The organism is Methylobacterium sp. Leaf118, assembly GCF_920984675.1.
Lineage (GTDB): Bacteria > Pseudomonadota > Alphaproteobacteria > Rhizobiales > Beijerinckiaceae > Methylobacterium.
In genome coordinates, this window is the sequence record NZ_CAKLBV010000066.1 from 1 (window position 1) to 25,344 (window position 25,344).

Consider the following 25,344-nt stretch of genomic DNA (forward strand, 5'->3'; position numbering starts at 1 on the left):
CGACCGGAGTGGCCAGCGCCGCCGCGGCCACCGGGACGAGAGGGGGGAGGGGAGCGGCGGGCGCGGCGTGCACCGGAACCTCCGCCTGAGCGATCGGGGCCGCCGGCAGGCGGACCGGCGGATCGGCCCAGGCCGTCGCCTCCGCGGGCGCCGCGAGGCGCCCGCGCTCCGGCCGGCCCGTCTCCGGGGTGAACGGACCGGTCTGCAGGATCTGCGCCGCCAGGACGAGCCCGGTGATGGCGGCGCCGATGGTCGCGAAGGTGGACTTGTAGTGTTCCATTCTCGCAGAACGTACCGCCTAGCTTATCGTTCCGCTTGCCGCGAAGGTTTCGTGGCCCTCCGCCAAGATGTCGTGCCCGTCCCCCGGTCCGGGCCGGATCGGCCCGGGCGAGGGGCCTCCGAGCCCTATGAGCCGCGGCCGGGCAGGACGGTGCTCAGCACCTGTCGGGCGGTGTCGAGGAGGATGCGGCCTTCCCGCGAATCGCCCTTCAGCAGGGTGCCCATGAAGGCTTGGGCCTGCGCGAAGGTGATGTGGGGCGGCAGCGGCGGCACCTCCGGGTCGGTCTTGACCTCCAGCACCACCGGCACCGGGCTCGCCAGCGCCTCGTCCCAGGCGGCGGCGAGCCGCTCGGGATCGTCGACGAAGATCCCCTTGAGGCCGATCAGCTCGGCGAATTGGTGGTAGGGCACGTCGGGCAGGGCCTGGGAGGCGTCGAATTTCGGGTTGCCGTTGTTGACCCGCTGCTCCCAGGTGACCTGATTCAGGTCCTCATTGTTGAACACGCAGCAGATGAAGGTCTTGTTCGGCCAGCGGTGCCGATACTTCGCGACGGTGATGAGCTCGGCCATGTTGTTCATCTGCATGGCACCGTCGCCGACGAGGGCGATCACCGGCCGGTCCGGATGGGCGACCTTGGCGGCGATGGCGTAGGGCACCGCCGCCCCCATCGAGGCGAGGCCCCCCGACAGCGAGCACATCTGGCCCCGGCGGATCTTCAGGTCGCGCCCGTACCAGTTGACGCAGGAGCCGGAATCCGAGGTGACGATCGCCCGGTCGGGCAGGCGCGGCGACAGCTCCCACACCACCCGCTGCGGGTTGACCGGATGGGCCGCCGCCATGGCCCGCGCCTCGGTCTCGACCCACCACCGGGCCACGCCGGCCTCGATCCCCTGGCGCCACGTGCCCCCCTGCGGCTTCTGGTCGAGCAGCGGCAGCAGCGCCCGCAGGGTCTCGACGGAATCGCCGACCATCGGCACCTCCATCGGGTAGCGCAGGGACAGCATGTCGGCCTTGAGATCGATCTGCACGCCGCGGGCCTGCCCCTCCTTCGGCAGGAACTCGGCATAGGGGAAGCCCGAGCCCACCATGAGGAGCGTGTCGCAGTCGTTCATCATGTCGGAGCTCGGCCGCGTGCCGAGCAGGCCGATGCCGCCGGTGACGAAGGGCAGTGCGTCCGGCACCGCCGCTTTGCCGAGCAGCGCCTTGGCCACGCCCGCCTGGAGCCTGTCCGCCACCGCGATGATCTCGTCGGTGGCCTGGAGCGCGCCCGCGCCGACGAGGATCGCGACCCGCTTGCCGGCATTGAGCACGGCGGCGGCCCGGGCGAGGTCGTCCTCGTAGGGCACGACCTTCGGGCGCGTGTAGCCGACGCCCGAGAACGTGTAGCCGTGCTGCCGCTGGGGCGCCTCGTAGGGCAGGTCCTGGAGGTCGTTCGGGAGGATCAGCGCCACGGGCCTGCGCTCGGCGGCGGCGGCGCGCATCGACCGGTCGATCAGGTGGCGCACCTGCGGGGCGGTCGAGGCCTGCTGCACGAAGGGGCCGGCCACGTCCTTGAACAGGCTGACGAGATCGAGCTCCTGCTGGTACTGGGCGCCGAGCACGTGGCGGCCCTGCTGGCCCACGATGGCGAGCACCGGCGCATGGTCGAGCCGGGCGTCGTAGAGGCCGGTGATCAGATGGGTCGCGCCGGGGCCGGAGGTGGCCAGGCACACGCCGACCTCGCCGGTGAACTTCGCGTAGGCCGTGGCCATGAAGGCCGCCATCTCCTCGTGGCGGACCTGGATGAACTCGAAGGGCAGGTCGAGGCGCTGCATCGAGCCGAGCAGGCCGTTGATGCCGTCGCCGGGATAGCCGAAGATTTTCGTCACGCCCCATTCGGCGAGGCGCGTCCAGAAGAAATCGCCGACGGTCTCTGCCATGAATGCTCCTCGTCCCCCCTGGGACGCCCGGGGCGAGCGTTTCTTCGCAAACGCCCGGTCACCGGGCGCTCGTCGGTGTTCCGCGCCAGCGCAGCGGGCGTCGGGGGGCGCGCAACCGCCCGGCCCGCGGCTTCGGATCCGGGATCGGGTTGCCGGGTGCCGGCGGCGCCGGATCGCCCCGTTCGGCTAACGGCCCCCCGATTCCGCGGTTCCTGAACCGCGGCGCGGTGATCGGCCGGAACGATTTCACGAAGTTTCAACGGGGGCCGGCCTATCGTGGCGGTCCGCCCGGGATCCTGCGCCCGGACGAACCCCGGCGGCTCCGGAGCCGCCGAGGGGTGGCATTCACCTGGCGATGACCCCCTTGAGACTCTCCGCGCACATTCGGCGTTGCCCCGGCCTCGCCCTGCGGCGGACAGGCCGGCCGGGCTTTGCCGGCGATGCCGGCGGGATCGCCACGGTCGAGTTCTCCCTCGTGGCCGTGCCCCTCTTCATGCTCATCGCGGTGATCATGGAGGCCTCGATCCTGGTCTTCGCCCAGCACGGGCTCGACGTCTCGGTCGAGCGGGCCGCCCGCCTCCTGCGCACCGGCGCCTTCCAGGACGGGGCCAACGGGAGCGATCCGTCCGCCCGGCTACGCCAGCTCCTGTGCGGCGCCCGGCTCGGCCTCTACCGCTGCGACGACCTCCGCCTCGATCTCGTGCGCACGGCCAGCTTCTCCGCCAAGCAGATCGTCCCGCCCTACGATGCCGAGCGGGGCGACTGGGCGGCGGGCTTCGGCAACCGGTTCGACTGCCCGACCGGCGGAAGCGTGATCATGCTGCGCGCGGCGGTGCCGGTGCTGCGCCCCTTCAACTTCCTCGACTTCACCGGCCAGCGCATGCCCGGCGGCCGGCAGCTCCTGATGACCACCACGGTGTTCCGCACGGAGGGATACCCGGACAAGCCCTGCACATGAGTCCGCGGGCGCCTCGGGGCGGACGGTGGTCCGCGGCCGGCCTGCGCCGGGCCCTGTCCCGGCTCCGACGGGCGCAAGGGGGCGCGACGGCGGTGGAATTCGCCTTCGTCACCCCCATCCTGATGCTGCTGTTCATGGCCGCGGTCGAGGTGCCGCGGGCGATCGCCACGAACAACCGCCTCGCCCAGGCCACCGCCGCCCTGGCCGATCTGGTGGCGAGCGCCGCCTACACGGACATCGCGGACGTGTTCGACGCCACCCAGGTGGTGGCCGCGCCCTACAGCCTGGCGGAAGCCGGCATCGTGCTGACCGCGGGGGGCGTCTATCAGGTCGGCTCCAGCTTCGTGGCGCGGGTCTGTTCCAGCGTCCAGCGGCGCGATCAGGCCCGGGCCGTCGGCTCCGATCTCGGCCCGCCCCCCGCCGGAACCGCCTCGAAGGGGGACCGCTTCGTCATGGCCGAGCTGCGGCTCACCTACCGCCCGCTGTTCTCGTTCTTCCCCATGCTCGACGGCATGATCTTCACGGGCAAGACGGTGTGGCCCGTGCGCGAGGGCACGAACCACAACGGGCAGGCCGAGGTGGTGCTGCCGGGCGGGAAGCCGTGCCCGCCCTGACCTCAACCTGCGGTGAAGGCGACCGATCACTACCTATGTTGTCGTCGCGGGTCCGCGCGAACATCTTTAAAGAATACCCAGTTCGCATCCGCACGTCGCTCACGCGCAAGAACAAGTCCTGTTAACGCGCAAGGTCTATTCCTTCTGGCGCGGACGGGTGAGAACGAGGCGGCGGTCGCGATGGCGGCGCGAGAGGCGACACGACAGGCGGGCCGGGCCCGGAGGCGGATCGGCGCGCGCCTGCGCCGCGACACCGGCGGCTCGGTGGCGGTGATCTTCGGTCTTTCGGCGACGGTGCTCGTCGGCCTCGTCGGCGGGGCGGTCGATTATTCCCGGCTCGTGGCGCGCCGCACGCAGTTGCAGAGCGCGGTCGATGCCGGCGTGATGGCCGGCGGCAACGCGCTCAAACTCGTGGTGTCGAACACCGATTCCATCGCCGGCCTGACGACCCAGACCATCCGGGCCGAGGCCCCGGCGGACGCCGCCGCGCCGGTGTCGATCGACGTCACCGTCGCCGCCGACAAGACCAGCGTCGAGGCGTTCGCGTCCCAGACCGTCAAGCTCGCCTTCGGCCCCTTCGTCGGCATGGGGTCGATGCAGATCACGGCCCGCGCCAAGGCCAGCGTGGTCGGCAAGATGCGCCTGTGCATGCTCGCCCTCGATCCCCAGGCGGCGGGCGCCTTCAACCTCGAAAAGAAGGCGCAGGTGACCGCCTACGATTGCGCCCTCTATTCCAACTCCGCCCACGCCTCCGGGATGGTCGGCCGCGACAACGCGCTGGCCCGGGCGCAGACCATCTGCTCGGCGGGCGGCTTCCGCAACGAGCGGGCCAATTTCACGCCCAACCCGCAGACCGGCTGCCCGACGATCGCCGACCCGCTCCAGGGCCGGCCGGCCCCGCCGATCGGCGCCTGCATGCAGCTGTCGCAGATGCTGAAGCTCGCCGACATCGCCACCGGCAAGAGCAAGGGCAGCAACGCCGTCGCCATGACCGTCACCCTCGAGCCCGGCACCTATTGCGACGGCCTGCACATCACCAAGAACGCGGTCGTGACGCTCAAGCCCGGCATCTACGTGATGAAGGACGGCCCCCTCGTCGTGGACAAGAACGCGACGCTGAACGGGACGGACGTCGCCTTCTACTTCACCGGCAACAAGGGCGGCCTCCTGTTCGACAAGAAGACCACCATCAGCCTGTCGGCGCCGACCACGGGGATCATGGCCGGCCTCCTGATGTCCGAGGAACCCACGGTCTCCCTGCCGAACGATCCGGTGACCCAGGTCGACACGCAGCTCGGCGACGTCATCACCCCGACGCCCCCGCCGCTCGCCGCGAGCAAGCCGATGCGGACCTACCGCATCATCAGCGACAACGCCCGCACCATGCTCGGCACCATCTACCTCCCGGCCGGCCGCCTCGTGATCGACTCGAACCGGCCGGTGGCCGACATGTCGGCCTACACCGTCGTCGTGGCGCAACAGATCAATCTCTATGAGGGGCCGAACCTCCATCTTAACGCCAATTACAGCGGCACCAGCGTACCCGTTCCCAAGGGCGTCGGTCCGGTCTCGGGCCGGCTGATCATGAGCCAGTGACGTAGAGCCAGCGACGGGAGCCGCGTGCCGCAGGTGACGATGCAGAACCCGTTGATCCCGTCCCCCTCGGCCGCCCCGCCCACCGGGCCCGTCGCGGGCGCGCCGCCCGACGCCGAGCCGATGATCGCCCTGATCCTCGACGATTCGGAGATGAACAACCTGCTTCTGGCCAAAGCCCTCGCCCCCGTGGCGGGGTGCCGGCCCGTCACCTTCACGGAGCCGGAGGCGGCGCTCGCCTTCCTGCAGGCCGAGGTCGCCCGGATCGGCGTGGCGATCACCGATTACGAGATGCCCGGCATGAACGGCCTCGCCTTCATCGCCGCCGCCCGCGCGGTGTCGGGCTTCGAGCACGTGCCGATCGTCATGGTGACGAGCCTCGACCAGCAGAGCCTGCGCCGGGAGGCGCTGCGGATCGGCGCCACCGACTTCCTCGGCAAACCCTGCGACCCGGTCGAGATCCGGGCGCGGGTCACCAATCTGCTGGCGCTCTCCCAGGCCTACCGGCGGGAGCAGGAACGCTCCGCGGTGCTGGCGCGGGAGGTGGCCGCGGCGGTCGCCGTCTGCGAGGCGCGCGAGCGCGAGATCATCGCCCTCCTGATGCGGGCGGCCGAGCACCGCGACACCGACACCGGCGACCACATCGCCCGGGTGGCCGCCTACGTCGCCGTCATCGCCCGGCATCTCGGCATGAGCCCGGAGGCGGTGAGCCGCCTGAGCCTCGCCTCGACCATGCACGATGTCGGCAAGATCGGGGTCGCCGACGCCATCCTGCTCAAGCCCGGCCGCCTGACGGCCGAGGAGCGCGACGAGATGGAGAAGCATGCCGAGCGCGGGCAGCGCATCCTGCAGGGCTCGACCTCGGACGTGGTGCAACTCGCCGCCGAGATCGCCGGGAGCCATCACGAGCGCTGGGACGGAACGGGCTACCCGGCCGGTCTTGAGGGCGAGGCCATCCCGCTCTCCGGCCGGATCGTCGCCGTGGCCGACGTGTTCGATGCCCTGGTCTCGGAGCGCCCCTACAAGAAGGCCTGGCCGCTCGAGGAGGCGGCGACCTTCCTACGCGAGAATGCCGGCCGCCATTTCGATCCGGCCTGCGTGGCCGCCTTCCTGGCCGGCTGGGACGAGGTGCGGCGCTCCGCTCGGAGCTTCGCCGACTGATCCCAGGCGGCGCCGTCGACGACGGGCCGCCGGCCTTAGCCCCGATTGCGAGGAGAGTCCCCGTTGCCTGTCCCGAGCCCGATGCGCTCGCTCTCCGGGCGGCTCGCCCTGGCGGTCGCCGGCGCCGTCGCCGTCGCCCTGCTGCTCCTGACCGGGCTCTCGACCTGGCGCGAGGTCGAGCGCTACGCCGCGGCCAAGCGCGAGGCCCTGCGGATGACCGCGCAGATCCTGGCCGCCAGCGCGGCCGAGGCCACCGCCCGGGGCGACGAGGCGGCGGCGCAGGCCACCCTGCGGGCGATCGCCCACGGCCCCGCCCTCGTCTACGCCGCGGTCGAGCGCGCCGACGGCGAGATCCTCGCCGAGCAGGGCATCGGCCTGCGCCTGTCCGACGACATCGACCTCGACCAGGGCCACGTGTCCCCCCTCGACCTGATGTCGACCCGGACGCTGCGGGTCGCCGTTCCGATCGAGGAGAACGCCCGGGCGATCGGGCGGGTCGTGCTGGTGTCGGACAACCGCGATCTCGCCGCGCGCATCGCCGAGGTCGGCCTGACCGCCGCGCTCGCCGGCCTGCTGGCCCTGGCGCTGGGGCTCGCCGTGTCGATGGGCCTGCAGCGCAGCGTCACCCGCCCGCTGGCCGCCCTCGCCCGGACCATGGACGCCGTGCGACTGCGCCACGACTACGCGCAGCGGGCCCAGGGCGGCAGCGGCGAGGTCGGCGCGCTCGCCGCGACCTTCAACGACCTCCTGCAGGCGATCAACGAGCGCGACCGCGCCATCGCCCGCTACGGCGCCGGGCTGGAGGAGGAGGTGCGCTCCCGCACCCGCGACCTGATCGAGGCCAAACAGGCCGCCGACAGTGCCAACGCCGCCAAGTCGACCTTCCTGGCGACGATGAGCCACGAGATCCGCACGCCGATGAACGGCATGCTGGTGATGGCCGAACTCCTCGCCGCCGCCGACCTGCCGCCGCGCCAGCAGCGCTATGCCCGCGTCATCGCCCGCTCCGGGCAGTCGCTGCTCGCCATCATCAACGACATCCTCGACTTCGCCAAAGTCGAGGCCGGCCGGCTCGAGGTGGAGCGGATCCCGGTCTCCCCGCGCGAGGTCGCCGACACCGTGGTCACGCTCTTCGCCGAGCGCGCCCGGGCCGCCGGGCTCGACCTCGCCGCCCAGATCGACCCGGACGTGCCGGGCCGCCTGCTGGGCGATCCCGTGCGCCTGGGGCAGGTGCTCGGCAACTTCGTCTCCAACGCCCTCAAGTTCACGGCCTCCGGCCATGTCCTGGTGCGGATGGCGATGGAGGCGGGAACGGCCGGCCCGGTCCTGCGTCTCGCCGTGACCGATACCGGCATCGGCATCCCGCAGGACCGCCTCGCCGAGATCTTCACGGCCTTCACCCAGGCCGAGCAATCGACGAGCCGCCGCTTCGGCGGCACCGGCCTCGGCCTGTCGATCGCCGAGCGCCTGATCGCCGCCATGGGCGGGCAGGTCGGCGTCGAGAGCCGTGTCGGCGAGGGCTCGACCTTCTGGGCCCGCCTCCCCGTGGAGGGTGCCGAAGCCACCGACGCGCCCCGGATCCACCGCACCGCCGCGCCCGCGACGGTCCGCCTCGGCGCGCTCGGCCACGCGACCCGGACCGCCCTGGCCGGCGATCTCCAGGCCGCGGGCTTCCGCCTCGCGGAGGACGGGGACGGCCACCGCCTCCTCGATGCGGACGAGATCCGCGCCCTCGGCCGCCGCCCCGAGGGCCACGGCCGGATCGTCGCCCTCGTGCCCGTCGGCGACAGCGCCGGGGCCGCCCTGCTGCGGGCGGGCCATGCCGACGCGCTGCTGCGCCGGCCCGTCGCCCAGTCCGAGTGGCGCCCGCTTCTGGCGGCGCTTGCCGAGGGCACGCCCTTCTCCGCCGATCCGGTGGCGCCGGATTCCGAGGCGGCGCCCGCCCTGCCGTCCTTCCCCGGGATGCGGGTGCTCGTGGCCGACGACAGCGCGGTGAACCGCGAGGTCGCCACGGAGGCGCTGGCCCGCCTCGGCCTGCGCGATGTGACCACCGTCGAGGACGGACAGGCCGCCGTGGACGCCGTCGCCGCCCACGCGTTCGACCTCGTCCTGATGGATGGCAGCATGCCCGTGCTCGACGGCTTCGCCGCCGCCGCCGCCATCCGGGCCGCGGAAGCCCGGGAGGGCCGGGCGCGGGTGCCGATCGTCGCGCTCACCGCCCATGTCGTCGGCGACGGCGCCGACGCCTGGCGGGCGGCCGGCATGGACGGGATGCTCGCCAAGCCGTTCACGCTGGCGCAGCTCGCCGCCGTGCTGGCGACCTACGGGGAGGCCCGGGACGCGGCGCAGACGGCGGTGACGCCGGAGGTGTCGCAGGAGAGGTCGGCCGCGGGCTCGCGGCAGGCCCCGCAGGCCGCCCTGCCCGATGCGGCGAGCCCGGCCGATCCGCTGCTCGACGAGCAGACGCTCCTGAACCTCGCCGAACTCGGCGACGGCGACTTCCTGGCCCGGATCTTCGAACTCTACGCCGCGCAGGCGCCGAAGGCGCTCGCCGACCTCGAGGTCGCCCTCGCGGCGGGCGATGCCCCCGTCGCCGCCCGCGCCGCCCACAGCCTCAAATCGATGAGCGCCAATATCGGTGCGGCGCAGCTGCGCAGCGTCGCGGGCGCCATCGAGGGCGCCGCCCGCGACGGCACGCTCTCCGGACCGTCCCGGGACGCGGCCGGCCTCGGCCTCCTGCTCGAACGCACGCTGCGGGCGCTCGAACAGCGGATCGGGGCACCGGCCACGGAGGCCGGGCGACGGACGGGAACCTAGAGCCGGGCGCGCTCAAACGGGGATGCGCGCACGGCTCTCAAGACCCTGTTTTGTCGCACTCTCTCGGGTTGGGGGCGCTCGCTGGCGCCGAACCGGGGACCTCTGCGGCGGAGAACGCTCCCGGGTGCCGCTCAGCGGATCTCGACCACCTCGAATTCGTGGTCGTTGACCGTGACCGTGTCGCCGACCCCCTTGCCGGTGAGCGCCCGGGCGAGGGGTGCCACGTAGGAGATCGAGCCGGCATGCGGGTCGGCCTCGTCCTCGCCGACGATCCGGAAGGTCTGGCGGGTGTCGTCCTCCCGCACGACCGTCACCGTCGAGCCGAAGCGCACGCTGCTGCCGTCCGGCTCCTCCTCCACGAGCTGCGCCGAGTTCTTCCGCGCGCTCCAGTAGCGCAGATCGCGCGAGACCCGGGCGTGGTCGGCCTTGTCGTCGGGCGAGAGCCCGGACAGCTCGGCTTCGAACCGCGCCACCTCGGCCTCGATCCGGGCCAAGCCCTCGGGCGTCACGAAATTCGGGTGCTGGGAGATCGGCCGGTCGGGCAGGTCCTCGAAGGCCTCGCCGCCCTCCGGCTCTCGGACAAATGCTCTGCTCATAAGCGCGGCAATGCGCGGGGAGGGCGTCGGGTTCCGCCCACCGCGCGCAGGCCGGCTACGCGACCGCGACGACCGTGCGCCCCCGCACCCCGCCGGCCAGCAGGGCTTCGCCGACCGCACCGGCCTGCTCCAGCGGCACGGTGGTCGTCATCGATTCCAGGAGCGCGAGATCGAGGTCGCGGGCGAGCCGTGCCCAGGCCTCGCGACGGGGCGCCAGCGGGGTCGTCACGCTGTTGATGCCGAGAAGCGAGACGCCGCGCAGGATGAAGGGGGCCACGGAGGAGGGCAGGTCCATGCCCCCGGCATTGCCGCAGGCGGCAATCGCCCCGCCCCCCTTGGTCATCGCCAGCGCGTTGGCGAGCACCGTGCCCCCGACCGCGTCGATGCCGGCGGCCCAGCGCTCCTTGGCGAGGGGGCGCGGCGTCCCGGACAGCGCCTCGCGCTCGAGGATCTCGGCGGCGCCGAGCCGCTTCAGGTACTCCGCCTCCCCGGCGCGGCCGGTCGCGGCGATCACGTGCCAACCCGCCCGCTTCAGCAGCGCGACGCCGACGGAGCCGACGCCGCCGGAGGCGCCGGTCACCAGGGCCGGACCGGCCTCCGGGGTGAGGCCGTGCCGTTCCAGGGCGAGCACCGAGAGCATGGCGGTGTAGCCGGCGGTGCCGATGGCCATGGCCTGGGCCGGGGACAATCCCTCGGGCAGGGGCACCAGCCAGTCGCCGCGCACCCGCGCCCGCTCGGCGAGGCCCCCGAGATGGGTCTCGCCCACGCCCCAGCCGGTCAGCACCACGGCATCGCCGGGCGTGTAATCGGGATGCTCCGACGCCTCGACGGTGCCGGCGAAATCGATGCCGGGGATCATGGGGAAGCGGCGCACGACGGGCATCCGGCCCGTCATGGCGAGCCCGTCCTTGTAGTTCAGGCCCGAATGGGTGACCCGGACGGTGACGTCCCCGTCCATCAGCGCGGCCGTGTCGAAGCCGCGCAGGGCGAGGCTCTGACCGGCCTCCGTCTTCTCGATCACCCAGGCCTTGAACGTCGGCATGCCGGCTCTCCCATCCTCAGGGGATGGGAGACTACGGCGAAGGCGGCCCGATTCAAGGCCGCCGCCGGGACGGGATCAGTAGCCGTCGTAGACGCTGCCGCGCGAGAAGCCGAGGCCGACCGAGACGTCGGCCGCGGAGGCGCCGGCCAGGCCGAAGGCGTCCGGGATGGAGCCGACGCCGAGCGGGCCGTAGCCCGGACGGGGCCCGTAGGCGGGACCCGCCGGCACCCAGGCCGAGCGGGCCGGCTGCACGAGCACCTGGCGCTGCGTCGTGGCGTAGACCGGCGGCAGGGTCTCCGGGATGACCTCGGCCGGGCGCACCAGCACCCGGCGGGTCTGCACGGCGTAGCGCGGCGGGGTCGTCACCCAGCAGCCGACGAGCTGGCCGTAGGCGTCGTAGCGGGTCTCCCAGCGCCGCCCGCCGGGGGCGACGAGGACCCGCTCGGACACGGTGTCGTAGACCGGCGGCGTCGAGCGGTAGACCGTGCGCGGCGGCTGCACCAGCACCTGCTCGGAGACGGTGTCGTAGACCGGCGGCGTGGCCACGCGGCGGTAGCACTCGGCGCTGACGCAGCCGCCCCCGGCCTGGGCCGAGGTCGCGGCGGGCAGCGTCGTGAGGGCGGCGAGCGCCGCGGCGAGAAGGGCGGGGCGGACGGGAAGGGCGGCCATGGACGGTCCTCGGCGAGACGCAGAACGGGAGGTCGGGGCGCCGTCGCCGGATCGGCGCGCGCTCCTCTCGACGCCACAAGTGCGGCCAAGGTTGCGTGTCCGACAAGCTCGATTGCCGAAGACAGTAAACTTAACCAACGACTCAGACTACGCAGTCCTTTCCGTGATCCTTCGACTTGCAGGGATTCCGCCAGTGCGGTCCGGGGCAGGGGGCGCCGCCCGCCGCGCGCGGGCCGGGACGCCGGCGCGGGCCCTGCGCGGGCTCTGGCGCCGCGGCCACGGCGGCGCGCGAAGCGTCGCGCCACCGGGCCCGGGCGCTTGTCAGCCCCCCGGCCAGGGTCTAGAGCGCTTGGCCAGCCGGGCGGCGGCATCCGGTGTGCGAACACAGCCTCGCGGCAGGGATGCGGGCGCGGTCCGGAGGCGGACGGCGAGTCCGGCCCCGGGGGAGAAGCTTTCAGGACCGAACGGCCCATGACCTACGTCGTCACCGACAACTGCATCAAGTGCAAGTACATGGACTGCGTCGAGGTGTGCCCCGTGGATTGCTTCTACGAGGGCGAGAACATGCTCGTCATCCATCCCGACGAGTGCATCGATTGCGGCGTGTGCGAGCCGGAATGCCCGGCCGAGGCGATCAAGCCCGACACCGAGGGCGATCTGGAGGCGTGGCTGAAGATCAACGCCGATTACGCCAAGACCTGGCCCAACATCACCCAGAAGAAGGACGCCCCCGGCGACGCCAAGCAGTGGGACGGCGTGGCCAGCAAGCTCGAGGCGCATTTCTCGCCCAATCCCGGCTCGGGCGACTGACGGAGGGCTTGCGCCCCGCCCTGCCCCCCGGGCGGGGCCCCAAGAGGCCCAAGGGTCCCGAACAGGCCCCGCGCACGGGGACATCGGAGGACGCGCCGATCCGGCCTCCTCCCCTGCGGACACGCGCCCTGCGCGCCGGCAATCCTTTGATTCGCCGGCCCATTCGTGCTACATGAAGGTACGCCGTCGCTCACGCCCGATGCGCTTCCTCCGTCACCGCGTCCTGTGCGGGTTCCATCTTCCTGGAAACGAGGTTGGCTGCGATCGACCGTCGGAAGCATTTTGCTTCCGGCGCGTTCTTTCGTGTGGTGGGAGCAGCACGGACGAAGCCCGGGAACCGGAAGGCCGTCGCGCCCGCCGGGCAGGGCACACGCCGGGTGTCCCGCCCCGGATGGAGACGACGCGCGGGTGCGCATGACCCGCGCGGATGACAGTGGAGGCTCATTCCGCATGACCACAGCCAAGAAGACGACGGCAGGCCGCCAAGGCTTCAAGACCGGCGAGGCGGTCGTGTATCCGGCGCATGGCGTCGGGCGGATCACCGCGATCGAAGAGCAGGAGATTGCCGGCTACAAGCTCGAACTGTTCGTCGTCGCCTTCGAGAAGGACAAGATGGTCCTGCGTGTCCCCACCGCGAAGGCCAACAGCGTCGGCATGCGCAAGCTCGCGGAGCCCGAGCTCGTCAAGAAGGCCCTCGATGTCCTGACCGGCCGCGCCCGCGTCAAGCGGACGATGTGGTCGCGCCGCGCCCAGGAATACGAGGCCAAGATCAATTCCGGCGACCTGATCTCGGTCACGGAGGTGGTTCGCGACCTGTTCCGCTCCGAGGCGCAGCCCGAGCAATCCTACAGCGAGCGCCAGCTCTACGAGGCCGCCCTCGATCGCGTCGTGCGCGAGATCTCCTCGGTCAACCGGATCACCGAAACCGAGGCGCTCAAGCTGATCGAGCAGAGCCTCGCCAAGTCGCCCCGCCGCGCCAAGGCCGATGCCGAGGCGGAGGGGGATGAGGGCGACGTGGAGGAGGCCGCCTGAGAGGCATCGCCGCCGCAGCAGGATCCGCCCGTTGAATAAGAGGGTCCGGCTTTGGCCGGGCCCTTTTTTCATGCGCCGCCCCTCGGCCACTTGATAAATTTGTGAACGGCGCCAGGCGCCGGGAGGGAACCGCTTCTGCCGATCGTTGTTGTGCCTCTGCCACGAATGGCCCGACCCGGGTGCCCGTGCGAGGCCGCGTCGGCGGCCCGCGAGGGACGCGCCCGAGGTCTGATCCAAGAACGCTCACGAGAGAGGCGGGGATGGCAGAGATCGCGGGGATGCGGCGTCAGTTCATTCGGACAGCGATGGAGGCGCCGTTCCTTGCCCGGGAGGAGGAGCGGGGACTGGCGGTGGCCTGGAAGGAGGCGCGCGACGAGCGCGCCCTGCACCGGCTCATCTCGGCGCATATGCGCCTCGTCATCGCCCTCGCCGGCCGGTTCCGCCATTACGGCCTGCCGATGGCCGATCTCGTCCAGGAGGGGCATGTCGGCCTCATGGAGGCGGCGGCCCGCTTCGAGCCCGAACGGGACGTGCGCTTCTCCACCTACGCCACTTGGTGGATCCGCGCCTCGATCCAAGACTACATCCTGCGCAACTGGTCGATCGTGCGGGGCGGGACGAGTTCCGCCCAGAAGGCCCTGTTCTTCAACCTGCGGCGCCTGCGTGCCCGCCTGATGCAGTCGACCGAGGAACAGGTCGGCTCCGAGATCCACAGCCGCATCGCCACCGCCATCGGGGTATCCCGCGAGGACGTGGCGCTGATGGATGCCCGCCTTTCCGGGCCCGACATGTCGCTGAACGCCCCCGTCGGCGAGGAGAGCGAGGCCTCCTCCGAGCGGATGGACTTCCTCGTGGATGGGGCGGCTCTGCCGGACGAGACCGTCTCGGCCCTGGTCGACGGCGAGCGGCGCCTGATCTGGCTGCGCCAGGCCCTCACGGTCCTCTCTGAACGCGAACTGCGCATCCTGCGCGAACGGCGCCTCGCCGAGGATCAGGCGACCCTGGAAGCGCTGGGCCACCGGCTCGGCATTTCGAAGGAGCGCGTCCGCCAGATCGAGAACCGCGCCCTGGAGAAGCTGCGCCGGGCACTGGCCGAGAAATTCCCCCAGGCCCCGAGCAGCGTCTACGCCTGACCCTCGAGACATGTCGAGAAGTTGAGGGCGGTGCCGGTGGGCGCCGCCCTTTTTCGTGGCGCGCCGGTCGCCGTCAGGAGGTCAGGGTGCGCTCGACGAGGCGGGCCCGCGCCCCGCGGCGGGCCTCGCGGGAGGCACCGGCCAGAACGGTGGCGAGGCGCTTGGTGGCGAAGTCGATGAAGCTGCGCGATTTGGCGGGCAGGAGCCGCGAGGTCGTGACGAAGTAGACCGGCGTCGCCGGCAGGGTCCAGTCCGGCAGGACGCGCCGCAGGCGGCCTTTGGCGACGTCCTCGTCGACATTGATCACGGTCGCGGTGGTGAGGCCCTGGCCGGCCACGGCGAAGCGCCGGGCGAGGCTCGGCGAGTTGCAGGAAAGGGGGCCGCCGACCGTGACCGCGACGGTCTCGCCGCCGCGGCTCAGCGACCAGACCGCACTCGGACCCTGGGCCGGCACGATGACCTGATGGCGCTCCAGCTCGGCCGGGACAGCGGGCTCGCCGCGCTCGGCGAGATAGGCCGGCGCCGCGAACAGGCCGTTCTCGACCTCGGCCACCTTGCGCACGATCAGGGAGGTCTCGCGGGGCTCCTCGATGGCGACGGCGAGGTCGTAATTGTCGCCCACCAGATCGACCGGGGCGGGCTTCAGATCGACATGGACATGGATGTGCTCGTGCTGGGCCGAGAACTCGGTGATGACGCCGGAGAGGTGGCGCAGGACCCAGAAATCCGGAGGCGCGGCGATCTTGAGGAAGCCGCTCGGCCCCTTGGCCACCGCCATCATGTCGTCGAAGGTGCGCTGGGCCTCATCGACGAGGCGCGAGACCTGAGCGAGATAGGCCTCGCCGTAGGAGGTCAGGGCGAGCTTGCGGGTGGTGCGGTCGAGCAGCCGCAAGCCGACCGCCGACTCGAACATGGTGATGCGCCGGGACAGCGAGGAGATCGGCATGCCGAGGGCCGCCGCCGCCTGGCTGAAGCTCTTGCGCCGCGCAACCTCAACGAACAGGGCCATGTCGCGCAGAAGTTGAGGATGCGACATCGTTCCCCGGCTCGCACGCTCGGTACGGGAATCCGCGCTCGGCCGAACGTCTTGAGCCACACGCGCTTCTCCCCCCGCCTCTATCACAATCTACGATAACCAGCTCAGCAGCATCCGAGTTCTGACGGAAAAATCGTTTTTCCTCCTGAAACAATCGTCAACACCTTCGGGTTGTGCCCGCCCCGCCCGGTGGTGGCCCCTCGGGCTCCCCTCGAACGCCGTCGGATCCTGCGGGCCTGGGGGCATCGCCCATCACACCCTCCGCAACGGGGGGATCCTCGCGCGAGGCCCTCCCGTTGCGGAGGGCCTGGGCCGAACATGGGGCCGAACATCAGCCGGACCGGACGCGATCAGCGTCCCACGCGACACCTGGCAACGCACGCCGTTGGCAACACACGCCGCCCCGCCTGACCCATCCCTCTCCACGCCGCGACCGGCCCCGTGATCGCGCCTCGAAACCGGCCGCGCCGCGACCGCGCAAAAGGAACCGCCAAAAAGAACCGCCACGAAAGGCGACGATTGGCTTGCGACCCCGGGAAGTGCCGGCTATAAGCCCGCTCGTCGCCCCCCGGGGGGCGGCCTTCGGAGTGTAGCGCAGTCTGGTAGCGCACCACGTTCGGGACGTGGGGGTCGCAGGTTCAAATCCTGCCACTCCGACCAAACAAAACGGCAAGACGAGAAGTGCCCATCAAGGGCACCACGACAACAAGAAGGCGCCCGTAGCTCAGCTGGATAGAGCACCAGACTACGAATCTGGGGGTCAGAGGTTCGAATCCTTTCGGGCGCGCCATCACTTAGCTAGATTTTTAGAAGGCCTAGATCGGACGAGGGTAACGCTGCGGGTAACAGCGCTCCCCATGCCAGATCCCTTCCACAGCATCATCGTCCTCCAGGCCTTGGCGGTATCGTCTGGGCCTTTGGCTTCTGTCGTGCTGAGGCTGAGCGATGTCGGAAATTCCGATACCGCAGCAGTGGCCGGGCCGGGATCTCAGGCTCGCAGCTGGGCTCGCTCGGCGAGGCTCATGGCCAGCCGCATCCGCTCCTCGCCGCGCCGCAGAGCCTCGTCGGCTTGATCGGCGAGCAGGTCGGAACGGGCGAGGTCGAGCTTAGACAGCCTCACCTGCGCAATGGCGAGGAAGGCGTAGATCAGGCGCATGGCCGTCCCCACAGCCGGCCCAGATCGCGCAGCGCGTGATCTTCCCAAGCCTCAAACGACATGCCGTACCGATGGCGCAACAGGATCGCGTCGAGGCTCCCGAAAGGCGCATCGAAGAACGGCTCGACAAGAGCTTCAATGCGATCATCGAGGGCGTCAGCCGGGCGGCGCGCCTCTAGATAGGCTTGCCACCCCGGCGAAGCCTCCATGCGCGACCAAGGGTGGGCCGGCATCACCTTCATGGCCGCCTCGTACAACAAGCCGGCCGCCTCCATGAGCCGATCGTACTCGTCCAGCATCGGCACGAGCTTCGGAGCGAGCGCCAGGAAGTCGGCCTCGACCGTGCTGAGCGACGCGGCGCGAGTAGAGATCGGCAAGCCGACGAGCGGCGCCGCGGCGAGCCCGGTGACGAGCCGCCGACGGGAGAGGGAGGCGGTCGTCATCGGCCGCCCTCCCGCCAGTCGAAGCCGACCGCGCTGAGCACGATGGCGGCCCGTTTGGATGGGCAGGACGCCCGGCAGAACGCGTCAACCGCCTCGCTGCCCTTCGGCACCCATTGCAGATGGGGCAGTTCGCGGGTGTCCTGCGCGCACGCTTCGGCGAAGCCGGCCGGCACTCTGAGACCTCGTTCCTCATGGAGTGCGGCCGCACGGGCGACGGCCCGGCGATAGGAGTCCTGCGCCAGAACCTCGCGGTGCTCGTGGACGATGAAGCCGAGGTACGCGTCGAGCAGCTGTTCAGTGACAGGCGCGGCGACCGCGGACGGGGTGCCGATGAGGGCCACGCTGCCGCCGATGAGCGGAAGCGTGGTCAGGCCGCGGAGGAAGCCGCGGCGGGATGCGGGGGCGCTCACAGGGCCACCAGTTCGTCGCGGAGTCCGGACTGCTCCTGCCGGCCGCCGTCGTCGGCGATGCCGTTGTCGTCGCCGTCCTCGCGGTCTTCGGTGCCGCCGATCGCCCACATGGTCTGGGGCATCCTCTCAACGGAGGCCATACCGCCGAGCGATCCGAGCGACGGCTCGAAGTCCGCGTCGGGCGCCAGCGCGTCGAGCAAGGCGATGTCCGCCTCGATCCGGTCGGCCAATGCAGAACGCAGGGCGCAGAGTCGTGGAACGTTGTCGATTGCCGGATCACGCTGGCGCAGGGCAGCAAGAGCCTGCACCGCGTCGTCGATCCGTTCTGCCTTCCGCATCGTGCGAATGGCCAGCGTGACGGGGCCCGGCTGCCTGCCGGACCCACTGCGTAATAAGGGCGTGCGCGTGCTATGGGCCTGGGTAGCCATTTTCGTCTCCAGAGGACGTGAGTGGTTAGGGCCAGAGCAGGGTTGCCGCCTTGTTCTGGCTCAACTTTTACGCTAGCGTTATTTCATGGCAGGGTCAATTAGCGCTAGCGCGAAAAAACGCGGTCGCCCCGCCACCACTGGCACGGGCCAAACAATCGGCGTTCGTATGCTCCCGGAGCTGGTTTCGCCCCTCGACGCCTGGATCGCAGCGCAGCCCGATCCCAAGCCCTCACGTCCTGAAGCCATTCGGCACGCGCTGACCGACTGGCTCACCGGTCAGGGCTACCTGCGGCACCGTGAGGATCCTGAGGGCGCGAACTAGGATGGCGACTTCGATCCCTGACCGCGAGCTAGAATTCTCGCCTCTGTCCGGCCGAGTGACGCGGCATGGCGTGACCGTCTAGGTCCAGATCTACCGTTTCGCCGGCACGAACGATGGATGGACGCTCGAGGTCGTCGGCGACATTCCTCGGTTGGACGGCACCACAGCTTTTCGGCGTCCACCCCCAGCACGGCACCATGCGAACAGACTGGTGTGGGGCTCTGATGCTGAGCGGATCCAAGGCCGCGGGCGTTGATGCCCGGCGCGTGATCTTCGGCAACACGTCCGCCTACCGTGATACGCTCGGATCACCAGTCGGGCCGCCGATCTGGGAGTGCGCAGTGAAGCAGGGCGGAAAGTGAAGCGCACCGAGGTCTGCTCCGAACCACTCCAGAAACGCAGCACTGATCGTGTGCTGCGACTGCAATGGCATTGATCGCCCAAAGGTCCCTAATACTTGCCCCCCCCGAAATGCCGTGCTGATTGGTCCTCCACAAAACGATGTTAAAAGAATACAACACATGTACCGGGATGTTGCTTGCGAGCCACACGGATGGGGTACGTACTAATTTTGGCCAGCCGCAGCTACTTTCGGCCTGCGAATCGATGCATAAGCGCATTCAAGAGATCGAGCGCACTGCGCGGTTCGAGAAAAGCCAAGTATTTACTGCTCACTTGGTTTCAGAGAAATAAATCCGCATTTGCAGGAAACAAGAGATGGGTACATTTACAATCAACGCCGCAGCGACGGGCTTCAAAGGTAATGCGAGTTACGGTGGATACTGGGGATACCCGCTAGAATATGTTCACGAGCCATTGAATGATACAATAAAATATCAAGATGCTTGGTCTGCTTCAATGCAGGGGGCATTTTTTACGCTTCAGGGCAACACTCAATTTGTGCACGGCCAATCAGGCTTCGCATACACAATGCAGGTCGCCGCAGCAACTTTTTACAGGCCGATGGAGACAATTGACGGTATTCCTCAGGTCGCAATTGAAATCGGAACCGCGACATTTGATCCATTCACGTGGTCTGGTGGCGGCGGTTATGTTTATGGTTGGGATGGGGAAAAAATTGGCTATCGAGCATCCATACAAGGTGGAAACGAGCCGAACGAAGAGCCATCAGGCACGCCGCTCGCGGGCAACGCATTTGGCGGCCATATCGCCTCTATGGATCTGATTTTCAACGGATCAGAAGTGGAGGATTATATTGAGGCTAGCAATTTGAGTGGGGTAGGAAGAATAGCAACATTCAATGGAGGCGGCGGGGACGATACAATAATTGGTTCATATTTTGCTAATAATTACATATATGGTGGATCCGGAGCTGACCATCTCCGAATTTCATCTATGTTTGAGTCTGAATTAAGTCCGCGTTCAAATTTTATCGATGGTGGGGAGGGCAATGATTATATTGATTATTATGAGAGAACTGGAGGAGACGCTCTGCTTCTTGGCGGCAGCGGCAACGATACGATTTATGCTGGCGGATCGGGCAATATAACGATTGACGGCGGAGATGGAAATGATTTTATTTATAAAAATGGCCCAGATCTAACCGTCACCGCACAATATAGATCGGGCCTCGATAATTATGCAATTCGATTAGTGGATTCGGTAAATAACATTTATGAAATTGTTGACATCCGCGCGGGCAGCCCTGAAGGGCGTGATACGGTGAGCAGAGTCGATTTTGTAAGTTTCAATGGGCAGATTTATACGCTGGGTGCCGTTGCATCTGATAAAATCGTGATTGTTGGAACCGACCAGCGGGACACCCTTACCCCAGAAGCCTACGTAGATAATATTCCGTTTATGAGTGACAACATTCTATACGCACATGCAGGCGATGATATTCTTGACGGTGGTTACGGCGCAGACATCATGATTGGAGGGCAGGGCAGCGATATTTACTACGTTGACAACGCCGACGATCGCGTGATTGAAGCAGCCGACCAAGGTAACGATACAGTTTATTCATCCGTTAGCTTCAGCTTGGCGGGTCAAGACATAGAAAATCTCACGCTGACTGGCTCAAGCAACGTCAGCGCTACTGGCAACTCGCTAACTAACACACTTATCGGCAACGCTGGAAATAACAGCTTTGACGGCGGCACCGGTATCGACATCATGAGGGGTTTAGGTGGCAACGATACCTACATCGTCGACAACGCGGGAGATCGGGTGATTGAGGCGGTGGGCGGAGGCCGGGATTCGGTGGTCACCTCGGTGAGTTACGCTTTGGCCGCTGGCCAGGAGATCGAAGAACTCCGGACGGTCGACAAGGCCGCCAAGACCATCATCGCCCTGACCGGCAACCATTTCGTCAACAAGATCGTGGGCGATGCCGGCAACAACCGGATCGACGGCGGCGGCGGGGCCGACAGCCTCCACGGCGGCGCCGGCAGTGACACTTACCTCGTCGATCATGCCGGAGACCAGATCGTCGAAAGTAAGGGCGGCGGCTGGGATTCGGTCGTGACGACCGTGGACTACACGCTGTCGTCCGGCCAGGAGATCGAGGAGCTGCGCATCCTCCAAGCGGCGGGCGACGCTCCGATCAACCTGACCGGCAACGCGCTCACCCAAAACGTGATCGGCAATGGCGGCGCCAACGTCCTCAACGGCGGCTGGGGCAACGACGTGCTGACGGGGCGGGGTGGAGCCGACACCTTCGTCTTCTCGAACGCTCCGGGCACCGGCAACATCGATCGCATCACCGACTTCGCAACCGAAGACACGATCCAGCTCTCGAGCAGCATCTTCACGGCGCTGGCCCCGGGCCCGCTCGATCCAAACGCGTTCAAGAACATCACGACGGGCAAGGCCGATGCCGACGACCGCATTCTGTACAAGCAGTCAACCGGCGAGCTATTCTACGACGCGGACGGCACGGGCAGCGGCGCGAAGGTGAAGATCGCGGTGCTCGACAACAAGGCCGCGCTCTTCGCTGACGACTTCTTCATCGTGTGAGAGGTAGGGCCGGGGCGGGTGAGCCTGCCCCGGCCCTCCGGACAGCAATGGCGCAAGGGGCCGAGCCCCCCCCCAACGACTGGCACTCGCCAATCTCTGGAACGCACCGACGGACGGCAGGAAGGGGTTCGGGCTCGGGTTCGGGCGGCCGAAGTAGGCGAGGGCGTCCGCCAGGTGGCGGCCGTTTCGCGCGCAGCCTGGATGCCCTACATATAAGGGATCAGGAGATTCGAGGCATGGGCTTGCCAGCCTTCAAGATGGAGGTGTTCGAGGAGGCGCGGAGCGTGGTCGCGAGCGCGCCGCGTGTTACATCGACCATTTTGACCGGGAAGGGCGCAACCGAGCCGGAGCATCGCCGCAATACTAGGAGAAATGTCAATAAATATATTGCCTCTATCGAGGATTGGAGATCTAGGGCCATAAGGCTTGTAATGCTCGCAAGAGCCGAGCTAAAAAATAATTATTCTTATCTAACCGTTTCTCATATGGAAAAGTTAGCTGCTGACATTGACGAATTTGCTGCGGAAATTGACTCTACGCACGCAAATCTTCAAGTCTCCGACGGTGCCATGCTTGAGAGGTTGCGCGTTTCTACAGAGGAAGTATCCAAATATTCAGCAGATACCGGGAAATTTCTCAAGCGCGAGGAAAAACGCCTTGCAGAAGCTTTCATCCTTCGCAAGGACACGCTTATGCGCAACCGAGCGCGCATATTGGAAGCGAAGAAGTTCCTTGAAGCTCTCATCGAACGTGAGTCCGTACCTGCGCCAAATTTCGCAAGCGACGAAGAGCGGGACGCCTACGTAGGGCAAGCGCTAAATCGTCCGCCGGATATCAAGGGGACGAAAGCCCGCACGCTTGAGCTGTTGGCCCGCTTCCCTAAGACGGCGGCGTATCTTGCCCGCTGATAGCTTGCCGCTGTGGCTCATCGCTGAAGAGGTCATCGAGATCAACCGGGTCCTTGTAGTAGCTCAGGACGAGCCACACCTCGTACTGAGCCTAGATGGGCTGGAGGGGGCCCTCGGACGCCCACTCAACGCTTGGCTCTACGATGGTGAGGTCGATCGGATTGTTCTTGCGGTTTTGCTGGCCGCAGGGATTGCACAGAGCCACTGCTTTCAGCAGGGCAACAAGCGTACGGGGTTTTTTGCCGCTCTTCTCTTCATCGAGATGAACGGCGGCGATTGCGGGGCGGTGGATACCGAAGCTCTCGGAAAGATCTGCGAGGTCGTCATGCTTGGAGATGCGCCCGCGGACGCACTGATCAGCGCCCTCAGGTCGAAGGTGGAGTTCTAGGCACCCTCGCCGCAGCCGAGGCGATTAAGGGCCGGCCGGTCGCGTGAGCCCGGCGGCCGGGAAGGCGCAGAGGCGGCGTGAGCTGCCTTTGCGGATCGGCCCGTGATCTTCTCGTCGACGAGGCCCGTATCGTTGGCGTTCCACATGGGAACGCCAAGGCGCGACGGCTCGGGTCAGGGAAACGTGGCCCTCGTTCCATCGGCTGGCGTTCTATTGAACCGGATGGCGGGGACCGACTTATCCTTCCCCGCCTCACCTGCCCTCGTCCGCAGAAAAAGAGCGACGCAGGTTCAACACGTGCTTGTTTGTTGTGACCGTTATGCGAATATTGATCTTCAGAATAAATATAGCTACCATACGGGATGGATTTGCATTTTCCGAGGGACTATGGTCTATATTTAGATCGATCCGAAGGCAGCCTCTGTGAGGCGATTCGGCTTAACATGCTCACGTATCAAACTCACGCAGGTCGTCACATGATTATAAGCGAGTACGTTAGCAGAGAAGCTCCATTTTTCGACATATCTAGAGACGGAAATAGCATTACTGCAAGTTTATACTATTTTATGTCAGGTTATTATGACGAGGAGTTGGGGACTTATTTTTGGGATGGTGAAGGATACCTGACAATAGGCGAGGAAAGTACATATGTTTACCAGCCGGATGACGCGCCAATCATTCTTGATTTAACAACGTCGGTTTTTAATGGCCAGGCATATGAAGGATCTTATGAAATATATGATTATTACGTTGGAGTGAGCATTTATTTTAACTTCAATGCTATTATTTTTTCAGATTCAGCTAATTTCGCAGGTTCTGATATTACGGATGTTGTTTTTGGCTCGTCCGAAGGTGATGCGTTGGGCGGGGGCGCCGCAAACGACTTTATTGAGAGTGGGCTCGGAGACGATTGGCTCGACGGCGGCGAAGGGGCCGATGCCCTCTACGGTGAGGGCGGCAACGACACCTACGTCGTCGATCAAGCCAGCGACCAGGTGTTCGAGGCGATCGGCGGTGGCCGGGACGTGGTGACCACGGACGTGTCCTACACCCTGGCCGCCGGGCAGGCGATCGAGGAGCTGCGGGTGGTCGACAAGACGGCCACGACCACGATCGCCCTGACCGGCAACGCCTTCGCCAACAAGATCGTGGGCGATGCCGGCAACAACCGCCTCGACGGCGGCGGCGGGGCCGACAGCCTCCATGGCGGCGCGGGCAGCGACAGATACCTCGTCGACAACGCCGGCGATCAGGTCTTCGAGAGCAAGGGCGGCGGCTGGGACGCGGTCGCCACGGCGGTGACCTATACGCTCACCGCCGGCCAGGAGATCGAGGAACTGCGGATCCTCCAATCGGCGGGCGACGCCCCGATCGACCTGACCGGCAACGCGCTCGCTCAGAGGCTCGTCGGCAATGACGGGGCAAACCGCATTGATGGCGGCGGTGGAGCTGACACTCTGATCGGTGGGGCAGGCGATGACAAGTATTACGTCGATAACGCCAGCGACAAAGTATTCGAGAGCGTCGGCGAAGGCAAAGACGTGGTCAACACCTCTGTGTCCTTTACCCTAGCCGCCAACCAAGTGATTGAGGAATTACGGGTGGTCGACAAGACCGCCAAGACCACGATCACCCTGACTGGCAACGAATTCGCCAACATGATCGTCGGTGACGCCGGTAACAACCGCATCGACGGCGGCGGCGGTATCGATGTCCTCTACGGCGATGCTGGCAACGACACCTACATCATCGACAATGCCGGTGATCGGGTAGGCGAGGGATTAGGTGGCGGTAGAGACGCGGTCGCCACCTCAGTAAGCTTCACACTTACGGCTGGCCAGGAAATCGAGGAACTACGAGTCCTTCAATCAGTCGGCGACCGTGCCATCGACCTGAGCGGCAACGCGTTCAATCAAACGATCATTGGCAATAACGGCGTCAACATTTTAAACGGTGGTTGGGGCAACGACGTGCTGACGGGGCGGGGTGGAGCCGACACCTTCGTCTTCTCGAACGCTCCGGGCACCGGCAACATCGATCGCATCACCGACTTCGCAACCGAAGACACGATCCAGCTCTCGAGCAGCATCTTCACGGCGCTGGCCCCGGGCCCGCTCGATCCGAGCGCGTTCAAGAACATCACGACGGGCAAGGCCGATGCCGATGACCGCATCCTGTACAAATCATCGACCGGCGAGTTGTTCTACGATGCGGACGGTTCGGGCAGCGCCCTGAAGGTTAAGGTCGCAGTTCTCGACAACAGGGCGGCGCTCTTCGCTGACGATTTCCTCGTCGTGTGAGGCGCGGCGGAACACGAAAAAGCCCCGCTCCGGTTTCCCGGGCGGGGCTGAGTCTGTCGAGCCCTCTGGAAGGGATCACAAGGTCAACGGGCGAGCGGGGGAGGTTCGTCCCTCAGGCCGGCGGGCAACCAAGGCTCGAATCAGCTTGACCGTATGTAGGGGCTGCACAGGGTCCGAAGCAGACCCACGGCCTCATGGCTTTCCGCCCCCTGCCGTTACCGCTATGCGCGTCGCCATGCTGATCCGTGCTGCCCTCTCCGAAGACGCCCCGGCTATCTGGTCGATCATCGAGCCGGTCATTCGCGCTGGCGAGACCTACACGCTTGATCGGGACATGACCGAGGAGCAGG

General features: G+C 67.3%; 21 protein-coding genes, 2 tRNA genes and 2 pseudogenes. 15 read left to right on the forward strand and 10 right to left on the reverse strand.

Annotation, left to right across the window (positions count from 1 at the left end):
• Both LW587_RS20145 and LW587_RS20150 read right to left on the reverse strand, forming a co-directional pair.
• Positions 1-280: pseudogene (locus tag LW587_RS20145) on the reverse strand (hypothetical protein); the annotation flags it as partial.
• A gap of 125 nt (positions 281-405) precedes the next feature.
• Positions 406-2,199: a thiamine pyrophosphate-requiring protein gene (locus LW587_RS20150; RefSeq protein WP_232631376.1), complete on the reverse strand. Its 1,794-nt coding sequence runs from the start codon at positions 2,197-2,199 to the stop codon at positions 406-408.
• Positions 2,200-2,554: 355 nt separating this feature from the next.
• On the opposite strand from LW587_RS20150, the gene LW587_RS20155 reads away from it, so the two are divergent.
• From LW587_RS20155 to LW587_RS20175, 5 genes are all read left to right on the forward strand, one after another.
• The gene (locus LW587_RS20155; protein ID WP_232631377.1) at positions 2,555-3,157 is read left to right on the forward strand and encodes a TadE/TadG family type IV pilus assembly protein; all 603 of its coding nucleotides are present in this window, start codon (positions 2,555-2,557) and stop codon (positions 3,155-3,157) included.
• Positions 3,158-3,249: 92 nt separating this feature from the next.
• Positions 3,250-3,771 carry a TadE/TadG family type IV pilus assembly protein gene (locus tag LW587_RS20160; protein WP_232631378.1) on the forward strand — a complete coding sequence of 174 codons (522 nt, stop codon included), beginning with the start codon at positions 3,250-3,252 and terminating at the stop codon, positions 3,769-3,771.
• A 180-nt stretch (positions 3,772-3,951) separates the two neighbouring features.
• On the forward strand, positions 3,952-5,367 hold the full coding sequence (locus LW587_RS20165) for a TadE/TadG family type IV pilus assembly protein (RefSeq protein ID WP_232631379.1): 1,416 nt from the start codon (positions 3,952-3,954) through the stop codon (positions 5,365-5,367).
• 120 nt (positions 5,368-5,487) lie between these two features.
• Positions 5,488-6,525 carry an HD-GYP domain-containing protein gene (locus tag LW587_RS20170; RefSeq protein WP_232631395.1) on the forward strand — a complete coding sequence of 346 codons (1,038 nt, stop codon included), beginning with the start codon at positions 5,488-5,490 and terminating at the stop codon, positions 6,523-6,525.
• Positions 6,526-6,606: 81 nt separating this feature from the next.
• Entirely contained in the window at positions 6,607-9,342 is a 2,736-nt protein-coding gene (locus tag LW587_RS20175) for a hybrid sensor histidine kinase/response regulator (protein ID WP_232631396.1), read from the forward strand.
• A 131-nt stretch (positions 9,343-9,473) separates the two neighbouring features.
• Here the strand turns inward: LW587_RS20175 and greA are convergent, their stop codons facing one another.
• From greA to LW587_RS20190, 3 genes are all read right to left on the reverse strand, one after another.
• On the reverse strand, positions 9,474-9,938 hold the full coding sequence (greA, locus tag LW587_RS20180; protein WP_232631380.1) for a transcription elongation factor GreA: 465 nt from the start codon (positions 9,936-9,938) through the stop codon (positions 9,474-9,476).
• Between the two features lie 55 nt (positions 9,939-9,993).
• Complete coding sequence (acuI, locus tag LW587_RS20185) at positions 9,994-10,980, reverse strand: acrylyl-CoA reductase (NADPH) (RefSeq protein ID WP_232631381.1); 987 nt, start codon at positions 10,978-10,980, stop codon at positions 9,994-9,996.
• A gap of 75 nt (positions 10,981-11,055) precedes the next feature.
• Complete coding sequence (locus LW587_RS20190; protein WP_232631382.1) at positions 11,056-11,649, reverse strand: hypothetical protein; 594 nt, start codon at positions 11,647-11,649, stop codon at positions 11,056-11,058.
• 471 nt (positions 11,650-12,120) lie between these two features.
• On the opposite strand from LW587_RS20190, the gene fdxA reads away from it, so the two are divergent.
• From fdxA to LW587_RS20205, 3 genes are all read left to right on the forward strand, one after another.
• Positions 12,121-12,459, forward strand: coding sequence for a ferredoxin FdxA (gene fdxA, locus LW587_RS20195; protein ID WP_232631383.1), 339 nt, complete (start codon positions 12,121-12,123; stop codon positions 12,457-12,459).
• Between the two features lie 450 nt (positions 12,460-12,909).
• Positions 12,910-13,491 (forward strand): CarD family transcriptional regulator, encoded by a 582-nt coding sequence (locus LW587_RS20200; RefSeq protein WP_232631384.1) that lies wholly within the window; start codon positions 12,910-12,912, stop codon positions 13,489-13,491.
• A 260-nt stretch (positions 13,492-13,751) separates the two neighbouring features.
• A complete protein-coding gene (locus LW587_RS20205) occupies positions 13,752-14,624 on the forward strand; it encodes an RNA polymerase factor sigma-32 (protein WP_232631385.1) in 873 nt (290 codons plus the stop codon).
• A 73-nt stretch (positions 14,625-14,697) separates the two neighbouring features.
• Here the strand turns inward: LW587_RS20205 and LW587_RS20210 are convergent, their stop codons facing one another.
• Positions 14,698-15,660, reverse strand: a complete 963-nt coding sequence (locus LW587_RS20210) for a LysR family transcriptional regulator (RefSeq protein WP_232631386.1) — start codon at positions 15,658-15,660, stop codon at positions 14,698-14,700.
• 583 nt (positions 15,661-16,243) lie between these two features.
• On the opposite strand from LW587_RS20210, the gene LW587_RS20215 reads away from it, so the two are divergent.
• A tRNA-Pro gene (locus tag LW587_RS20215) sits at positions 16,244-16,320 on the forward strand.
• Positions 16,321-16,373: 53 nt separating this feature from the next.
• Positions 16,374-16,450: transfer RNA gene (locus LW587_RS20220), tRNA-Arg, on the forward strand.
• 198 nt (positions 16,451-16,648) lie between these two features.
• Here LW587_RS20220 and LW587_RS20225 read toward each other — a convergent pair.
• Genes LW587_RS20225 through LW587_RS20240 form a run of 4 tightly spaced genes read right to left on the reverse strand, consistent with a single transcriptional unit; the run spans position 16,649 to position 18,097 of the window.
• On the reverse strand, positions 16,649-16,816 hold the full coding sequence (locus tag LW587_RS20225; protein WP_232631387.1) for a hypothetical protein: 168 nt from the start codon (positions 16,814-16,816) through the stop codon (positions 16,649-16,651).
• Positions 16,807-17,259, reverse strand: coding sequence for a hypothetical protein (locus tag LW587_RS20230; protein WP_232631388.1), 453 nt, complete (start codon positions 17,257-17,259; stop codon positions 16,807-16,809). Before LW587_RS20230 ends, LW587_RS20225 begins: the two co-directional genes overlap by 10 nt.
• Positions 17,256-17,669: a hypothetical protein gene (locus LW587_RS20235; protein WP_232631389.1), complete on the reverse strand. Its 414-nt coding sequence runs from the start codon at positions 17,667-17,669 to the stop codon at positions 17,256-17,258. The genes LW587_RS20230 and LW587_RS20235 overlap by 4 nt, the downstream gene beginning before the upstream one ends.
• The gene (locus LW587_RS20240) at positions 17,666-18,097 is read right to left on the reverse strand and encodes a hypothetical protein (RefSeq protein WP_232631390.1); all 432 of its coding nucleotides are present in this window, start codon (positions 18,095-18,097) and stop codon (positions 17,666-17,668) included. Before LW587_RS20240 ends, LW587_RS20235 begins: the two co-directional genes overlap by 4 nt.
• Before the next feature lie 1,039 nt (positions 18,098-19,136).
• On the opposite strand from LW587_RS20240, the gene LW587_RS20245 reads away from it, so the two are divergent.
• The 5 genes and pseudogenes from LW587_RS20245 to LW587_RS20265 form a co-directional block, all read left to right on the forward strand.
• Positions 19,137-21,398, forward strand: coding sequence for a calcium-binding protein (locus tag LW587_RS20245; protein ID WP_232631391.1), 2,262 nt, complete (start codon positions 19,137-19,139; stop codon positions 21,396-21,398).
• Positions 21,399-21,634: 236 nt separating this feature from the next.
• Positions 21,635-22,306, forward strand: coding sequence for a hypothetical protein (locus tag LW587_RS20250; protein ID WP_232631392.1), 672 nt, complete (start codon positions 21,635-21,637; stop codon positions 22,304-22,306).
• Between the two features lie 4 nt (positions 22,307-22,310).
• Complete coding sequence (locus LW587_RS20255; RefSeq protein WP_232631393.1) at positions 22,311-22,694, forward strand: type II toxin-antitoxin system death-on-curing family toxin; 384 nt, start codon at positions 22,311-22,313, stop codon at positions 22,692-22,694.
• A 755-nt stretch (positions 22,695-23,449) separates the two neighbouring features.
• The gene (locus LW587_RS20260; RefSeq protein WP_232631394.1) at positions 23,450-24,994 is read left to right on the forward strand and encodes a calcium-binding protein; all 1,545 of its coding nucleotides are present in this window, start codon (positions 23,450-23,452) and stop codon (positions 24,992-24,994) included.
• Between the two features lie 223 nt (positions 24,995-25,217).
• Positions 25,218-25,344: pseudogene (locus LW587_RS20265) on the forward strand (GNAT family N-acetyltransferase); the annotation flags it as partial.

Excerpts from the sequence above, each read along its gene's own strand:
- LW587_RS20225 (WP_232631387.1), bottom strand. The coding sequence starts at position 16,816 with ATGCGCCTGATCTACGCCTTCCTCGCCATTGCGCAGGTGAGGCTGTCT.
- LW587_RS20155 (WP_232631377.1), top strand. The coding sequence starts at position 2,555 with ATGACCCCCTTGAGACTCTCCGCGCACATTCGGCGTTGCCCCGGCCTC.
- acuI (WP_232631381.1), bottom strand. The coding sequence starts at position 10,980 with ATGCCGACGTTCAAGGCCTGGGTGATCGAGAAGACGGAGGCCGGTCAG.
- LW587_RS20150 (WP_232631376.1), bottom strand. The coding sequence starts at position 2,199 with ATGGCAGAGACCGTCGGCGATTTCTTCTGGACGCGCCTCGCCGAATGG.
- LW587_RS20170 (WP_232631395.1), top strand. The coding sequence starts at position 5,488 with ATGATCGCCCTGATCCTCGACGATTCGGAGATGAACAACCTGCTTCTG.
- LW587_RS20190 (WP_232631382.1), bottom strand. The coding sequence starts at position 11,649 with ATGGCCGCCCTTCCCGTCCGCCCCGCCCTTCTCGCCGCGGCGCTCGCC.
- LW587_RS20230 (WP_232631388.1), bottom strand. The coding sequence starts at position 17,259 with ATGACGACCGCCTCCCTCTCCCGTCGGCGGCTCGTCACCGGGCTCGCC.
- LW587_RS20205 (WP_232631385.1), top strand. The coding sequence starts at position 13,752 with ATGGCAGAGATCGCGGGGATGCGGCGTCAGTTCATTCGGACAGCGATG.
- LW587_RS20240 (WP_232631390.1), bottom strand. The coding sequence starts at position 18,097 with ATGGCTACCCAGGCCCATAGCACGCGCACGCCCTTATTACGCAGTGGG.
- LW587_RS20210 (WP_232631386.1), bottom strand. The coding sequence starts at position 15,660 with ATGTCGCATCCTCAACTTCTGCGCGACATGGCCCTGTTCGTTGAGGTT.
- LW587_RS20250 (WP_232631392.1), top strand. The coding sequence starts at position 21,635 with ATGGGCTTGCCAGCCTTCAAGATGGAGGTGTTCGAGGAGGCGCGGAGC.
- LW587_RS20165 (WP_232631379.1), top strand. The coding sequence starts at position 3,952 with ATGGCGGCGCGAGAGGCGACACGACAGGCGGGCCGGGCCCGGAGGCGG.
- LW587_RS20175 (WP_232631396.1), top strand. The coding sequence starts at position 6,607 with ATGCGCTCGCTCTCCGGGCGGCTCGCCCTGGCGGTCGCCGGCGCCGTC.
- LW587_RS20245 (WP_232631391.1), top strand. The coding sequence starts at position 19,137 with ATGGGTACATTTACAATCAACGCCGCAGCGACGGGCTTCAAAGGTAAT.
- LW587_RS20200 (WP_232631384.1), top strand. The coding sequence starts at position 12,910 with ATGACCACAGCCAAGAAGACGACGGCAGGCCGCCAAGGCTTCAAGACC.
- greA (WP_232631380.1), bottom strand. The coding sequence starts at position 9,938 with ATGAGCAGAGCATTTGTCCGAGAGCCGGAGGGCGGCGAGGCCTTCGAG.
- fdxA (WP_232631383.1), top strand. The coding sequence starts at position 12,121 with ATGACCTACGTCGTCACCGACAACTGCATCAAGTGCAAGTACATGGAC.